14 protein-coding genes are annotated in these 14,046 nt (G+C 70.5%); 7 read left to right on the plus strand and 7 right to left on the minus strand.

Annotated features, from left to right (window positions below; genetic code table 11):
- Positions 1-44: 44 nt before the first annotated feature.
- Positions 45-2,786 carry a phosphoenolpyruvate carboxylase gene (gene ppc, locus ACH4VX_RS15955; RefSeq protein ID WP_398367998.1) on the minus strand — a complete coding sequence of 914 codons (2,742 nt, stop codon included), beginning with the start codon at positions 2,784-2,786 and terminating at the stop codon, positions 45-47.
- Positions 2,787-3,077: 291 nt separating this feature from the next.
- Here ppc and ACH4VX_RS15960 point away from each other — a divergent pair, with 291 nt between their 5' ends.
- Genes ACH4VX_RS15960 through ACH4VX_RS15970 form a run of 3 tightly spaced genes read left to right on the plus strand, consistent with a single transcriptional unit; the run spans position 3,078 to position 4,998 of the window.
- Entirely contained in the window at positions 3,078-4,091 is a 1,014-nt protein-coding gene (locus ACH4VX_RS15960) for an acyl-CoA desaturase (protein ID WP_398367999.1), read from the plus strand.
- Positions 4,088-4,765, plus strand: coding sequence for a TetR family transcriptional regulator (locus tag ACH4VX_RS15965; protein ID WP_398368000.1), 678 nt, complete (start codon positions 4,088-4,090; stop codon positions 4,763-4,765). The genes ACH4VX_RS15960 and ACH4VX_RS15965 overlap by 4 nt, the downstream gene beginning before the upstream one ends.
- A 32-nt stretch (positions 4,766-4,797) precedes the next feature.
- The gene (locus ACH4VX_RS15970; RefSeq protein ID WP_398368001.1) at positions 4,798-4,998 is read left to right on the plus strand and encodes a type II toxin-antitoxin system prevent-host-death family antitoxin; all 201 of its coding nucleotides are present in this window, start codon (positions 4,798-4,800) and stop codon (positions 4,996-4,998) included.
- Positions 4,999-5,009: 11 nt separating this feature from the next.
- Here ACH4VX_RS15970 and ACH4VX_RS15975 read toward each other — a convergent pair whose 3' ends face one another.
- Positions 5,010-5,372 (minus strand): VOC family protein, encoded by a 363-nt coding sequence (locus tag ACH4VX_RS15975; protein ID WP_398368002.1) that lies wholly within the window; start codon positions 5,370-5,372, stop codon positions 5,010-5,012.
- A complete protein-coding gene (locus ACH4VX_RS15980) occupies positions 5,372-6,175 on the minus strand; it encodes a trans-aconitate 2-methyltransferase (RefSeq protein ID WP_398368003.1) in 804 nt (267 codons plus the stop codon). The genes ACH4VX_RS15975 and ACH4VX_RS15980 overlap by 1 nt, the downstream gene beginning before the upstream one ends.
- A 114-nt stretch (positions 6,176-6,289) precedes the next feature.
- Between ACH4VX_RS15980 and ACH4VX_RS15985 the strand changes: the two genes are divergently transcribed.
- Positions 6,290-6,787 (plus strand): MarR family winged helix-turn-helix transcriptional regulator, encoded by a 498-nt coding sequence (locus ACH4VX_RS15985; RefSeq protein ID WP_398368004.1) that lies wholly within the window; start codon positions 6,290-6,292, stop codon positions 6,785-6,787.
- On the opposite strand, the gene ACH4VX_RS15990 is transcribed toward ACH4VX_RS15985, so the two are convergent.
- Positions 6,746-7,513, minus strand: coding sequence for a LuxR C-terminal-related transcriptional regulator (locus ACH4VX_RS15990; protein WP_398368005.1), 768 nt, complete (start codon positions 7,511-7,513; stop codon positions 6,746-6,748). The genes ACH4VX_RS15985 and ACH4VX_RS15990 overlap by 42 nt on opposite strands.
- A gap of 290 nt (positions 7,514-7,803) precedes the next feature.
- On the opposite strand from ACH4VX_RS15990, the gene ACH4VX_RS15995 reads away from it, so the two are divergent.
- Complete coding sequence (locus tag ACH4VX_RS15995) at positions 7,804-8,259, plus strand: GNAT family N-acetyltransferase (protein ID WP_398368006.1); 456 nt, start codon at positions 7,804-7,806, stop codon at positions 8,257-8,259.
- Positions 8,260-8,457: 198 nt separating this feature from the next.
- Here ACH4VX_RS15995 and galK read toward each other — a convergent pair whose 3' ends face one another.
- The 3 genes from galK to galT are packed head-to-tail and all read right to left on the minus strand — an operon-like array spanning position 8,458 to position 11,688.
- Positions 8,458-9,630, minus strand: a complete 1,173-nt coding sequence (galK, locus tag ACH4VX_RS16000; protein ID WP_398368007.1) for a galactokinase — start codon at positions 9,628-9,630, stop codon at positions 8,458-8,460.
- Positions 9,631-9,658: 28 nt separating this feature from the next.
- Positions 9,659-10,630 (minus strand): UDP-glucose 4-epimerase GalE, encoded by a 972-nt coding sequence (gene galE / locus ACH4VX_RS16005; RefSeq protein ID WP_398368008.1) that lies wholly within the window; start codon positions 10,628-10,630, stop codon positions 9,659-9,661.
- Complete coding sequence (gene galT / locus ACH4VX_RS16010) at positions 10,627-11,688, minus strand: galactose-1-phosphate uridylyltransferase (protein ID WP_398368009.1); 1,062 nt, start codon at positions 11,686-11,688, stop codon at positions 10,627-10,629. Before galT ends, galE begins: the two co-directional genes overlap by 4 nt.
- A 176-nt stretch (positions 11,689-11,864) precedes the next feature.
- Here galT and ACH4VX_RS16015 point away from each other — a divergent pair, with 176 nt between their 5' ends.
- Complete coding sequence (locus ACH4VX_RS16015) at positions 11,865-13,544, plus strand: sodium:solute symporter family protein (RefSeq protein ID WP_398368010.1); 1,680 nt, start codon at positions 11,865-11,867, stop codon at positions 13,542-13,544.
- 21 nt (positions 13,545-13,565) lie between these two features.
- A complete protein-coding gene (locus ACH4VX_RS16020) occupies positions 13,566-13,877 on the plus strand; it encodes a hypothetical protein (RefSeq protein WP_398368011.1) in 312 nt (103 codons plus the stop codon).
- Positions 13,878-14,046 lie beyond the last annotated feature (169 nt).

The raw sequence follows: 14,046 nt of genomic DNA on the forward strand, positions 1-14,046 counted from the left end.
CCCCCGGTCGTACGAGGCCGGGGGCACCCTGCGTTCTGTCGGGGTCAGCCGGTGTTGCGCAGACCGGCCGCGACACCGTTGACGGTGAGCAGCAGGGCGCGGGAGAGCAGCGGGTCGGGCTGTTCGCCGGTGCCGGCCTCGTCGCGCTGGCGCTTGAGGAGGGCCACCTGGAGGTAGGAGATCGGGTCCAGGTAGGCGTCGCGGATGGTGAAGGTCTGCTTGAGGACCGGGTCGGCGTCGAGGAGTTCCGCCTCTCCGGTGACGCGCAGGACCTCGCGGACCGTGAGCTCGTGCTCGGTCCTGATGGCGTCGAAGACGTGCTTGAGCTCGTCCGGGACGAGGGTGTCGACGTAGTGCTGGGCGATGCGCAGGTCGGTCTTCGCGAGGGTCATCTCGACGTTGGAGATGAAGTTGCGGAAGAAGTGCCACTGCTGGTGCATCTCGTCCAGGACGGTGTCCAGGCCGGCCTCGCGCAGTGCCTTGAGGCCGGAGCCGACGCCGTACCAGCCGGGGACGATCTGCCGCGACTGGGTCCAGCCGAACACCCACGGGATGGCGCGCAGTCCGTCGAGCGAGACGCCCGAGCCGGGGCGGCGGGAGGGCCGCGAGCCCAGGTGCAGGTCGGCGAGCTGGTCGACCGGCGTGGAGGCCAGGAAGTACGTCGGCAGGTCGGGATCCTCGACGAGCTTCCGGTAGGCCGTGTGGGCGGCGTCGGAGACGACGTCCATGGCGGCGTCCCAGCGGGCGAGGGCCTCGTCGGACTGGCGGGGTGCGGTGTGCAGGGCGGACGCCTGGAGGGTGGCCGCGACGGACAGCTCCAGGTTCTCCCGGGCGAGGGCCGGGATGAGGTACTTGTCGGAGATGACCTCGCCCTGCTCGGTCACCTTGATCTCTCCCTCGAGGGTGCCCCAGGGCTGGGCGAGGATGGCGTCGTGGGTGGGGCCGCCGCCGCGGCCGACGGTGCCGCCGCGGCCGTGGAAGAGGCGCAGCCGGACGCCGTAGCGGTGGGCGACGTCGCGCAGGCGGCGCTGGGCCCGGTGGATCTCCCACTGGCTGGTGGTGATGCCGCCGAACTTGGAGGAGTCGGAGTAGCCGAGCATGACCTCCTGGACGTCGCCGCGCAGTGCGACGAGGCGCCGGTAGGAGGGGTCGGCGAGCATGTCCTCGAGGATGGTGTCGGCGGCCTTGAGCTCGTCGGTGGTCTCCAGCAGGGGCACGATGCCGATCTTCGCCCAGCCGGCGTGCAGGTCGATCAGTCCGGCCTCGCGGGCGAGGAGGGCGGCGGCGAAGACGTCGTCGGCGCCCTGGCACATGGAGATGATGTACGACTCGACGACCTCGGGTCCGAAGACCTCCAGGGCCCGCTTGACGGTCTGGAACACGCCGAGGGTCTTCTCGCCCGCGGCGTCGACGGGCGCCGGGGTGGGGGCGAGCGGCCTCCTGCTGCGGAGCTCCTTGGCGAGGAGCTTGGACCGGTAGTCGCGGGGCATGTCGGCGTAGCGCCAGGATTCCTCGCCGAGCCGGTCGAACAGCTGGCCGAGGGCGTGGTGGTGGGCGTCGGCGTGTTCGCGTACGTCCATGGTGGCGAGCTGGAGGCCGAAGGCGGCCAGGGTGCGGATCGTACGGGCGAGGCGGCCGTCGGCGAAGAGGCCGCCGCGGTGTTCGCGCAGGGAGGCCTGGATGATCCGCAGGTCGGTGAGGAGTTCGCCGGTGCCGAGGTAGTCGCGGCCGGTCTCGTGGGGGGTGCCCTTGGCGAGGCGGAGCTTGGTGTTCTCCAGCTTCTGCCGGATGCAGGTGGCCTTGAGCCGGTAGGGCTCCTCGGCGTTGAGGCGCTTGTAGCGGGGGCTGATCTCGGGGAGGGCGTCGAGGTCGGCCTGGAGGGAGGCGAGCAGTTCCCCGGTGGCTCCGGCGTAGCGGATGGAGTTGGAGAGGAAGCCGCGCAGTTCGTCGATCATCTCCAGGGCGTCGTTGATGCCGTGTTCGTGCTGGAGGATGAGGACGTCCCAGGTGACCTGGGGGGTGACGTTGGGGTTGCCGTCGCGGTCACCACCGATCCAGGTGCCGAAGGTGAGGGGGCGGGTGTCGTCGGGGAGGTGGACGCCGACGCGCTCCAGCTCGGCGGTGAGGTCCTCCAGGACGTCGCCGACGGCGCCGGCGTGCAGCTCGTCGAGGTAGTAGATGGCGTTGCGGGCCTCGTCGGCGGGCTCGGGGCGGACCACGCGCAGTTCGTCGGTCTGCCAGACGAGGTCGATGTTCTCGGCGAGCCGGGTGTCCAGGCGGCGGCGGTCGGAGGCGATGACCGGGGTGTCGAGGAGGGCCGCGATCCGGCGGAGCTTGTTGAGGACGGAGCGGCGGGCGGCCTCGGTGGGGTGCGCGGTGAAGACGGGCCGGATGTTGAGGTTCCGGACGGTCTCGCGCAGGTGCTCGGGGTCGGCGTCCTTGAGGCGGTCGGCGGTGCGGGAGAGCAGTCCGCCCTCGGCGGCGCGGCGGGCGCGCAGTTCGCGGCCGCGGTGGACCTGCTCGGTGACGTTGGCCAGGTGGAAGTAGGTGGAGAACGCGCGGACCAGCTTGGCCGCGGTCTGCAGTTCGGTGCCTCGCAGCAGCTCGGCGGCGGCCTCGCCGTCCTCACGGGTGAGTCGGCGGACCTTCTCGACGAGGTCGAGCAGCTCCGGGCCCTCCTGCCGGACCAGGGTCTCGCCCAGGAGGTCGCCCAGTCGGCGGATGTCGGCGCGCAGCTCGCTGCTCGTGGTCGCCGTGGATACGGCCTGATCGTCGGCACTGCTCACAGGTGCGGCTCCTTGCAGTGTTGAAGCTCGTCTGGGAGGGAACCCGGACAGCGTCCCGCGCGGCGTGTGCCGCTTGCGGGCCTGACGTCCGGGAAGAAATCAGAGCGGACCGCGCTGTCCGACCGACTTCAAGGATAGGTGTCGACCCGGACGCGCAGGCTCACGGGCTCTTGCCGCCGGGCGACGCACTGCAATACTTACGTTGCCGTAGGTTACGGAGGCGTAGGAACACCGTACGGTTCCGGCGGCCCGGCACCCACCCTCAGTCCGCATACCCCACAGGGGACACGCATGACCTCAAGCTCCGACGTGATCGATGAAGCCCCGAAGCAACCCGGACCCGACGACGCCGTGCCCTCCGCCACACTGGGCGGTGAGCGCAAGCGCTCCATCGAGCAGATCACACTGCTGCTCTTCATCACCGTCCCCTTCCTGGCGCTGGTGGCGGCGGTGCCGCTGGCGTGGGGGTGGGGGGTGAGCTGGCTGGACCTCGGCCTGCTGGTCTTCTTCTACTACCTCGGCTGTCACGGCATCACCATCGGCTTCCACCGTCACTTCACGCACGGTTCGTTCAAGGCGAAGCGGCCGCTGAGGATCGCGCTGGCGATCGCGGGGTCGATGGCGGTGGAGGGCCCGCTGGTGCGGTGGGTGGCCGACCACCGCAAGCACCACAAGTTCTCCGACGCCGAGGGCGACCCGCATTCGCCGTGGAAGTACGGGGAGACGGTGCCGGCGCTGATGAAGGGCCTGTGGTGGGCGCACATCGGCTGGATGTTCGATGAGGAGCAGACCTCGCAGGAGAAGTACGCGCCGGACCTGATCAAGGACGGGACGCTGCGGGCGATCTCCCGGCAGTTCGTCCTGTGGACGATGCTGTCGCTGGCGCTGCCCGCGCTGATCGGCGGTCTGGTCACCATGTCCTGGTGGGGCGCGTTCACCGGGTTCTTCTGGGGGTCGCTCGTCCGGGTGGCGCTGCTGCACCACGTGACGTGGTCGATCAACTCGATCTGTCACGCGGTCGGCAAGCGTCCCTTCAAGTCACGGGACCGTTCGGGCAACGTGTGGTGGCTGGCGGTCCTGTCGTGCGGCGAGTCCTGGCACAACCTGCACCACGCCGACCCGACGTCCGCGCGGCACGGTGTGGAGCGCGGGCAGTTGGACTCGTCCGCCCGTCTGATCCGCTGGTTCGAGCAGCTGGGCTGGGCGTACGACGTGCGGTGGCCGTCACGCTCGCGTATCGATTCACGCCGTGACACCTCGGAAGGCGGCGCCCGGCAGGGGACGGAGTCCGTCGAGGCGGCATGATGGTCGCCGTGGCGACCGACTCGAGCAGCACCCCCAGCAATGACAAGCCGCGGCGAGTTCGTCGCACCCGGATGACCGGTGCCGAGCGGCGTCAGCAGCTGCTGGAGATCGGTCGCACGCTCTTCGCCTCGAAGGGCTTCGAGGGCACGTCGGTGGAGGAGATCGCGGCGAAGGCCGGGGTCTCCAAGCCGGTGGTGTACGAGCACTTCGGCGGCAAGGAGGGCCTGTACGCGGTGGTGGTGGACCGCGAGATGCGGCGCCTGCTGGACATGGTGACGGGTTCGCTGACGGCCGGTCATCCGCGCGAGCTGTGCGAGCAGGCCGCGTTCGCGCTGCTGGACTACATCGAGGAGTACACGGACGGCTTCCGCATCCTGGTCCGTGATTCCCCCATCCCCCAGTCGACGGGCACCTTCGCCTCGCTGATCTCGGACATCGCCACCCAGGTGGAGTACATCCTGGTCCGCGAGTTCAAGAGCCGCGGCTTCGACCCCAAGCTGGCCCCGCTGTACGCGCAGGCCCTGGTGGGGATGGTCGCGCTGACGGGTCAGTGGTGGCTGGACGTCCGCAAGCCGAGGAAGGCGGAGGTGGCGGCCCACCTGGTCAACCTGGCCTGGCACGGCCTGGACGGCCTGGAGCCGAAGCCTCGGCTGATAGGTCACCGGAAGAGCTGAACGCACGGCCCACCGTGTGGAATCGTGCGGGCGTGACCGAAATGACGATCGGCGAGGCCGCCGCCCGGTTGGACGAGCTGGTCCGCCGACTGGCCGGCAGCAACGAGCCCGTTGTGATCACCGACGGCAGCGGCGCGACCGCACTCCTCGTCGCTCCCCGGGTGATCAAGGGCATGGAAGACGCCCTGGCCGTCGCCGATCACCGGCGGCGGCAGGCGGAGGGACCCCTCTGACAGCGGGACCGTCAGCCGACCGGCTCCAGGAACTCCAGCCGGTTGCCCACCGGGTCCTCGGAGTAGAAACGCCTGTGGCCCGGGAGGTTGTCGTCCCAGGTGACCGGGGCGCCGTGGGCGGCCAGGCGGGTGGCGTACGCCTCGATGCCGGTCACCAGCAGACCGGGGTGGGCCTTCCCGGAGGGGCGGAAGCCGTCCTCGATGCCCAGATGGAGACGTACGTCTCCGGCCTCGAACCAGCAGCCGCCGCGCGCCGCCAGGACCGGCGGCTTCGGCGTCTCGGTCATGCCGAGGACATCGGCGTAGTACGCGCGCAGCCGCTCCTCGGAGCCGAACGGGGCGGCGAGCTGCACATGGTCGACGGCGGTGAGCATCACGCCTCCCTGACGGCGACCGCGAAGACGCGGCGGAACGGGAACGGGGTGCCGTGGGGGCCGGCCGGATAGGCCGCTCGCAGGGCGGACCGGTACGCGTCGACGAACGCGTCGCGGGCCTCGGGATCGTCCGCCAGAGCCGTCAGGACGGGACGCAGGCCCGTGCCCTTGACCCAGTCGAGGACCGGGTCCTTCCCGGTCAGCAGGTGGACGTACGTCGTCTCCCAGGCGTCGGCCGTGCAGCCGAGGGCGGTCAGCCGCTCCAGGTAGACCTCCGGCCGGAGTACGGCGTCGTCGTGGCGCGGGACGCCGGCCAGACGGCCCCGCCAGCGCGGGGAGGCGGTGAGTTCGCGCAGCAGGGTGTGGCTGGGGGCGTCGAAGTTGCCGGGCACCTGGAAGGCGAAGGTGCCGCCGGGGGCGATCCCTTCGACCCAGTCACGGAATCGCTCCACATGACCCGGAACCCACTGCAGCGTGGCGTTGCTGACGATCAGGCCGTACGACCCGTCCGGCACCCAGGTACGGACGTCGGCGTGGGCGAAGTCGAGCCTGCCGCCCTCGTGGTCGGCGCGGGCCCGGTCGAGCATCTCGGGCGAGTTGTCGTAGCCGGTGATGCGGGCGGCGGGCCAGCGGTCGGCGAGCAGGGCCGTGACGTTTCCGGCGCCGCAGCCGAGGTCGGCGATGCGGGGCGGGTCCCCCGGGAGGTCCGGGACGCGGGCGAGCAGGTCGGTGAAGGGCCGGGTGCGGTGACCGGCGTGACGCAGGTACTGGGCGGGGTCCCAGACAGGGGTCACTGCGGACATGGGGCCTCCCGAATTCCGGTGGACGGGTACCCAGCCTCACCCTCCACTCATCTCGACGTCAAGAGACTCGACATCAAGAGACTTCACATCGACACAACCACTACACTGATCGTCATGGAGGACGAGGTCGATCGGCTGGTCGCAGCATGGCGCCGGGAGCGCCCGGACCTCGACGTGGAACCGCTCGAGGTGCTCAGCCGGGTGAGCAGACTGGCCCGGCACCTGGACCGGGCACGTCGGCTCGCCTTCACCGAGCACGGGCTGGAGTCCTGGGAGTTCGACGTCCTGACCGCGCTGCGCCGCGCGGGCACCCCGTACCAGCTCTCGCCGGGGCAGCTCCTCACGCAGACGCTCGTCACCTCGGGCACGATGACCAACCGCATCGACCGCCTCACCAAGAAGGGCCTGGTGGAGCGGCTGCCCGACCCCAGTGACCGGCGCGGTGTCCTGGTCCGGCTCACGGACGAGGGCCGCGACCGCGCCGACCAGGCACTGGCCGGGCTGCTGATGCAGGAGCGGGCGATCCTCGGGGAACTCACCCACGCCCAGCGCAGCGAACTGGCGGGGCTGCTACGCCAGTTGACCGCCCCGTTCGACAACGTCCCCGGTTAGGTCGACGGGTCCGACACCCGCCCGCCGGGCGAGGGCCACCGCGGCGAGGGTGGAGTGCACGCCCAGCTTCCCGAGGACGTTCTGCATGTGGGTCCGCACGGTGTGCGGGGACAGGTACAGGCGCTCGGCGACCGCCTTGCGCCCCAGCCCCGCGACCATGCACCGCAGCACCTCCCGCTCGCGCGGGGTCAGGGACTCCACGAGCCGTTCGCTCTCCGTGCGGTGCCGCCGGGCGGCGGTCAACTCCCGCAGCACACCCGTCAGCAGCGCGGGCGGCAGATGCGTCTCGTCGCGCAGCACTCCCCGGATGACGGTGAGCAGCCGGTTCAGCGAGCAGTCCTTGGCCACCCACCCGGAGGCTCCCGCCTGCAGGGCGAGCGCGGCCCGGGCCGGATCGTCCTTCTCGGCGAGGACGACGATCCGTACCTGCGGCTGTGCCGAACGCACCCCGGTGACCAGCGACATCCCGTCGACGAGTCCGTCCTCGTCACCGGCCTGCACGGGGACGGCCGGCCGGCCGCCCGGCACCTTGCCGCCCAGGTCGGCGTCGACGAGCAGCACGTCGAACCGCCGTCCCTCGGCAACCGCCCGCTCCAGACAGCGCAGCGCGGCCGGGCCGCTGCCCGCCGCGGACACGTCGACGTCGGGCTCTGCGGCCAGGGCCGCGGCCAGTGACTCGGCGAAGATGCGATGGTCGTCGACGACCAGGACTCGAATGCGAACCACGAAACCCCCTTCCCCGAGCTCCTCACGGAGCAGGGGATTACCCCATCGTCGGAAGACGACACCGGCGCGGGTACGACGCCGAGGCCCCTGTCACTTCACTGACCGGACGTGGGACGGGCCACCGCAGCCGCACGGCCGCCGCCGCGCGACAACCGCCACCCCACCTCGGACGCCGTACCCGACTGTCTCGCCCCCTGAACGGCGCCGGCCCCCACCGGCACCGTTCATCAGGGTACGGGCGGGGGCCGGGAGCGGAAGGTTATTTGCAGAACTGGCGGCCTTACGCGTTTATGGTGAGCCGCATGTTTCGTCTTGAGACAGAAGTCGACAAGGCCCGACGTGATCTGCTCCGCAGGCGGCTGCGGGACACGAACACCGCGGCCTCCCCGATCCTGCGGGCGCTGCGCGGAACCCCGGGCGAGCGCGAATCGCCTTTGCACGTGTGGGCGTTGGATGCGAACGGCGAACTGGCCGGCGGCCTGGTCGGCCACACCTGGACGGCCTGGCTGCACGTGACCCACCTGTGGGTCGACGCCCCCCACCGGGGAGCGGGCCTGGGCTCCGGGCTCCTCGCGGAAGCGGAACGCATCGCCGCCGCCGAACGCGCCTGCGCGGCCTCCCGCGTGGAGACCTGGGACTTCCAGGCCCCCCACTTCTACCGGCGCCAGGGCTACGAGGTGGTCTGCGTGATCCCCGACTACCCGCCGGGGATCACGGAGTACACCCTCACCAAGCGGCTGGCCTGATCCGGACGGTCGGAGCCGTTTTGGCGTCTCGTCCACGCGCGGCTCGCCCTCACGCGCCTCCGGGTGCCGTGCCACGGACACCGCGGAAGGGGCCGCCACGCCATGACCGCGAACCCGGCCCGATCCGCATCGTCCTCGTGTCACCCGTACGCTTCGCGGGCGGTGACGCCTGGCTCCGGCCGGCGCCGCCGCCCCGCCTCAGCCCACCCGGCGCGCCCCCGCCGCCGGCACCGCCCCGAAGACGCGGGGAGCGGTGAAGCCGGCCGCCGCGAAGGCTTCCTCCACCGCCTTGGTGACGGCGGGTACGTCGGCCTCCTCCGCCAGGACGATGGCCGAGCCGCCGAAACCGCCGCCGGTCATGCGGGCGCCGAGGGCGCCGGCGGCGACGGCGGTGTCCACCACCAGGTCGAGCTCCGGGCAGGAGACGCGGAAGTCGTCACGCAGGGAGGCGTGTCCCTCGACCAGGACCGGGCCGATCGCGCGGGTGTCCCCGGCCTCCAGCAGGGACACGACCCGCTCGACCCGCTCGTCCTCCGTCACCACGTGACGGACCAGCCGGCGGACCTCCTCCTCGTCGCCGAGCCGCTCCAGCGCCGTGTCCAGTTCGGCGAACGGGACGTCCCGCAGGGCGTCGACGCCCAGCAGGGCCGCGCCCTTCTCGCAGCCCGCGCGGCGCTTGCCGTACTCGCCCTCGCTGTGGCTGTGCTTGACCTGGGTGTCGACGACAAGCAGGCGCATGCCCTCGGCGGCCAGGTCGAAGGGGATCTGGCGCTGGGAGAGGTCACGGGTGTCGAGGAACAGGGCGTGGCCGGTCTCGCAGCAGGCCGAGGCCGTCTGGTCCATGATGCCGACGGGGGCGCCGACGTAGACGTTCTCCGCGCGCTGGGACAGGCGGGCCAGCTGCCAGCCGCACAGGTCCAGGCCGAACAGGTCGTTCAGCGCGAGCGCGACCACCACCTCCAGGGCGGCCGAGGACGACAGGCCCGCCCCCGCCGGAACCGAGGAGGCGAGGTGGATGTCGGCACCGGTCACCGCGTGCCCGGCCTCGCGCAGCGCCCACACCACGCCCGCCGGGTAGGCGGTCCACCGCTTGTCGGACTCGGGGGTGAGGGCGTCCACCGTCAGTTCCACGACCGGCCCGTCCACGTCGGCGGAGTGCAGACGCAGGACGCCGTCGTCCCGCCGGGACACCGCCGCGACCGCGGTGTGCGGCAGGGCGAACGGCATGACGAAGCCGTCGTTGTAGTCGGTGTGCTCGCCGATGAGGTTGACCCGGCCCGGTGCCGCCCACACCCCGTCCGGCGCGGCCCCGTACAGCTCCTCGAACCGCTCGGCGACGGACCCCGCGACGGCCTCGCTGGACTCGCTCATGCCCTGACCCCTGCCCCTTCGTGACGTTCTACTTGACCTGCTCGGCGCGCTGCTGCGCGAACTCCCACGCGTCCGCGACGATCCCCGTGAGGTCGGCGCGCGACGGGTTCCAGCCCAGCTTCTCGCGGGCGGTGGCGGCCGACGCCACCAGGGCCGCCGGGTCGCCGCCCCGGCGGGGGGCCACGACCTCGGGGATCGGGTGGCCGGTGACCTGGCGGACCGTCTCGACGACCTCGCGGACGGAGAAGCCGTTGCCGTTGCCGAGGTTGCAGATCAGGTGCTCGCCCGGCGCGGCGGCGTTCAGCGCGAGCAGATGGGCCTCGGCCAGGTCGGCGACGTGGATGTAGTCGCGCACGCAGGTGCCGTCGGGCGTCGGGTAGTCGTCGCCGTAGACGGAGATCGCCTCGCGCCGGCCCTGGGCCACCTGCAGCACGAGCGGGATGAGGTGCGATTCGGGGTCGTGCCGCTCGCCGTACTGCCCGTACGCGCCGGCCACGTTGAAGTAGCGCAGGGAGACCGCGCCCAGACCGTGCGCCGCCGCCTCCCCGGTGATCATGTGGTCGACGGCGAGTTTCGAGGCGCCGTACGGGTTGGTGGGGCTGGTCGGCGCGGACTCGACGATCGGGACCCGCTCGGGTTCGCCGTACGTCGCCGCCGTGGAGGAGAACACCAGCCGGCGCACGCCCGCCTCGCGCATCGCGCCGAGCAGCGCCATGGTGCCGCCGACGTTGTTGTCCCAGTACTTCTCCGGCTTCGCCACCGACTCGCCGACCTGGGAGAACGCGGCGAAGTGCAGCACGCCGTCGTAGGAGGGGTCCAGCCATTTGGCGGCGTCGCGGATGTCGCCCTCGATGAAGGAAGCACCCGCGGGGACACCCTCCCGGAAGCCGGTGGAGAGGTTGTCGAGCACGACGGCCTCGTGGCCGGCCTCCAGCAGATGCTGGGCGACCACACTGCCGACGTAACCGGCCCCACCCGTCACCAGGTACTTCCCGCTCATGAACTCGCTACCTCTCGCAGTCGCTCGGCCGCGCGCTCCGGCGGCACGTCGTTGATGAACACGTTCATGCCCGACTCGGAACCCGCGAGGAACTTCAGCTTGCCGGATGTGCGGCGGATGGTGAAAAGCTCCAGGTGGAGCGCGAAGTCGTCACGCGTGACGCCCTCGAAGTCCTCCAGCGTGCCGAACGGCGCCTGGTGCCACGCCGCGATGTACGGCGTCGGGGGCTCACCCTCCCCGAAGATCCGGTCGAAGCGCTTCAGGAGTTCCAGATACACCCGGGGAAACTCCGTGCGCGCCGCCTCGTCCAGTCCGAGCAGGTCGGGCACCCGGCGCTTGGGGTAGAGGTGGACCTCGTAGGGCCAGTGCGCCGCGTACGGCACGAAGGCCACCCAGTGTTCACCCTCGAGGACGATCCGCTCGTCGGCCCGTTCCCGCTCCAGCACGGCGTCGAAGAGGTTCTCGCCGCCCGTCGCCTCCTTGTGTGCGGCCACTTGGCGCAGCATCAGGGCGGTGCGGGGGGTGGTGAAGGGGTAAGCGTAGATCTGCCCGTGCGGGTGCTGGAGGGTGACGCCGATCTCGGCCCCCCGGTTCTCGAAGCAGAAGACCTGTTCGACGGAGGGCAGATGCGACAGCTCGGAGGTCCGGTCGGTCCAGGCGTCGAGCACCAGTCGCGCCTGCCGCTCGCTCAGACCGGCGAAGGAGGAGTTGTGGTCGGAGGTGAAGCAGACGACCTCGCACCGGCCCGAGTCCCCGGCCAGCGAGGGGAAACGGTTCTCGAAGACGGCCACGTCGTACGACGAGTCCGGGATCTCGCTCAGCCGGTCGCCCTCGGAGGGGCACAGCGGGCATTCGTCGGCCGGTGGGTGGTAGGTGCGTCCCTGGCGGTGGGAGGCGATGGCGACGGAGTCGCCCAGCAACACGTCCCGGCGGACCTCGGACGTGGTGACGGTGGCGTCCAGCGGACGGCGGTCGACGGCGTCGCGGACCGTGTCGTCACCCAGGTCGTAGTAGATGAGCTCGCGGCCGTCGGCCAGCCGGGTCGAGGTCTTCTTCACTGCCGCACTCCTCCGCACCCGCCAATCAATCAACACAATCAAACATAACACATCACAACTCACCAGCGAGCCTCGCTGATCACGATCAAACAAAGAACGTCACGGGAAGTGTTCAACTACTGAACACGAAGGCATGGGTTCCGCACCGGATCAGTTCGCGAACGAAGCGAGTGTGTATGCAAACCCCCACATATCTAGCCGCAGAGCTTCGGCTCCCCACCAACTGGCTGGACTACACGATCCTCGGGATCTACTTCGTCGTCGTGCTGGGCATCGGCCTCGCCGCCCGCCGCTCGGTCAAGACCAGCCTCGACTTCTTCCTCTCCGGCCGCTCCCTGCCCGCCTGGGTCACCGGTCTGGCCTTCATCGCGGCCAACCTCGGCGCCACCGAGATCCTCGGCATGGCGGCCAACAGCGCCCAGTACGGCGTCTACACGACCCACTGGTACTGGATCGGCGCCATCCCCGCGATGGTCTTCCTCGGCCTGGTGATGATGCCGTTCTACTACGGCAGCAAGGTCCGCTCGGTCCCCGAGTTCCTGCTGCTGCGCTTCGACAAGGCGGCCCACCTGTTCAGCTCGATCCTCTTCGCGGCCGCCGCCATCCTGATCGCCGGCGTGAACCTGTACGCCCTCGCGATCGTGGTCGAGGCGCTGCTGGGCTGGCCGCAGTGGGTGGCGATCGTCGTCGCCGGGGCCTTCGTGCTGGCCTACATCACCCTCGGCGGTCTGTCCTCGGCGATCTACAACGAGGTCCTGCAGTTCTTCGTCATCCTCGCCGCGCTCATCCCGATCACGGTGCTCGGCCTGAGGAGCGTGGGCGGCTGGGACGGCCTGTCCGACTCCCTCACCGAGTCACGCGGCGACGACTTCATGACCGCCTGGGGCGGCACGGGCATCGGCAGCGACAACCCGCTCGGCGCCAACTGGCTGACCATCGTCCTCGGACTCGGCTTCGTCCTCTCCTTCGGCTACTGGACGACGAACTTCGCCGAGGTGCAGCGCGCCCTGTCCGCCAAGAACCTCTCGGCGGCCCAGCGCACCCCGCTCATCGCCGCGTTCCCGAAGATCTTCATCGTGTTCCTGGTGATGATCCCGGGCCTGGTCGCCGCCGTGATGGTCCCCGCGATCGGCACGGGCGACTCGGACCTGCAGTACAACGACGCGATCCCGTACCTGATGCAGCAGCTCCTGCCCAACGGCGTCCTGGGCATCGCCGTCACCGGCCTGCTGGCCGCGTTCATGGCCGGCATGGCGGCCAACATCTCGTCCTTCAACACCGTCTTCACCACCGACATCTGGGCGAAGTACGTGGTGAGGCACCGTGAGGACGAGTACTACGTCCGCTTCGGCCGCCTGATCACCGCGGTCGGAGTCCTCGCCTCCATCGGCACGGCGTTCCTCGCGTCCTCGTTCTCGAACATCATGAGCTACCTGCAGACGCTGTTCTCCTTCTTCAACGTGCCGATGTTCGTGGTCTTCATCATCGGCATGTTCTGGAAGCGGGCGTCCATGAAGTCCGGCTTCTGGGGCCTGCTCGCCGGCACCACCGCCGCGATGATCAACTACTTCGTCATCTACAAACAGGGCATCATCGACATCCCCTCCGACCAGGGCGCCAACTTCGTCTCCGCGATCGCGGGCTTCGTCGCGGGCGCGGTGGTCATGGTCGCGGTGTCCCTCTTCACCGCGCCCAAGCCGACGGAGGAACTCCAGGGCCTGGTCTACGGCACGCGCTCCCCGGGCATGGCGGAGCCGCCCGCGGAGGGCGACGACGCGTGGTACCGGAAGCCGGCGTTGCTGGGCTGGGGTGCGGTGATCCTGGCCGCCGCCTGCTACATCCCGTTCTCGTTCTGATCGCGGGAGGATGGAGAGAGCATGTCCGAGCACTATTCCGAGCGTGATCTTCAGCGGGAGGTCTCCGAGCTGGAGACCAAGTCCACGACGGCCGCACGATTGTTCGACATCCGGCGGATCATCGGCGGGTTGTTCGTCGTGTACGGCGTGATCGTGACGATCGCGGGATTCACCGCGTCCGATGCGGACATCGACAAGGCGGAGGGGGTCAACATCAACCTCTGGACGGGGTTGGGGATGCTGGTCCTCGGCCTGCTGTTCCTGCTCTGGCTGAAGCTCAGGCCGACGGCTCCGCCGCCGCCGGATGTCGTTCCGGGGGAACGGGAGGAGTAAGCGGCGCTGTACGGGAGGTGCGGCCCGGCGCGTTTGCAGGTGCTCCGCGCCGGTGTGGGCGGGGGGTGTTCACGCGGCCCGGCGCCTGCGGGGTGCCGTCGCGCCCACCCGTGCCGCCCCAGCGGCACGACTGCCCGCGGGAACGGCGGCGCGGCTGCCCGCGGGAACG

The sequence above is a fragment of the Streptomyces sp. NPDC020731 genome (genome assembly GCF_044334705.1).
Lineage (GTDB): Bacteria > Actinomycetota > Actinomycetes > Streptomycetales > Streptomycetaceae > Streptomyces.

Bases quoted from the DNA above. Each gene is read 5' to 3' on its own strand.
- galE (WP_398368008.1), bottom strand. From the start codon at position 10,630: ATGAGCGGGAAGTACCTGGTGACGGGTGGGGCCGGTTACGTCGGCAGT.
- ACH4VX_RS15975 (WP_398368002.1), bottom strand. From the start codon at position 5,372: ATGCTCACCGCCGTCGACCATGTGCAGCTCGCCGCCCCGTTCGGCTCC.
- ACH4VX_RS16015 (WP_398368010.1), top strand. From the start codon at position 11,865: ATGCAAACCCCCACATATCTAGCCGCAGAGCTTCGGCTCCCCACCAAC.
- ACH4VX_RS16020 (WP_398368011.1), top strand. From the start codon at position 13,566: ATGTCCGAGCACTATTCCGAGCGTGATCTTCAGCGGGAGGTCTCCGAG.
- ACH4VX_RS15965 (WP_398368000.1), top strand. From the start codon at position 4,088: ATGATGGTCGCCGTGGCGACCGACTCGAGCAGCACCCCCAGCAATGAC.
- ACH4VX_RS15985 (WP_398368004.1), top strand. From the start codon at position 6,290: ATGGAGGACGAGGTCGATCGGCTGGTCGCAGCATGGCGCCGGGAGCGC.
- ACH4VX_RS15980 (WP_398368003.1), bottom strand. From the start codon at position 6,175: ATGTCCGCAGTGACCCCTGTCTGGGACCCCGCCCAGTACCTGCGTCAC.
- ACH4VX_RS15960 (WP_398367999.1), top strand. From the start codon at position 3,078: ATGACCTCAAGCTCCGACGTGATCGATGAAGCCCCGAAGCAACCCGGA.
- galK (WP_398368007.1), bottom strand. From the start codon at position 9,630: ATGAGCGAGTCCAGCGAGGCCGTCGCGGGGTCCGTCGCCGAGCGGTTC.
- ACH4VX_RS15995 (WP_398368006.1), top strand. From the start codon at position 7,804: ATGGTGAGCCGCATGTTTCGTCTTGAGACAGAAGTCGACAAGGCCCGA.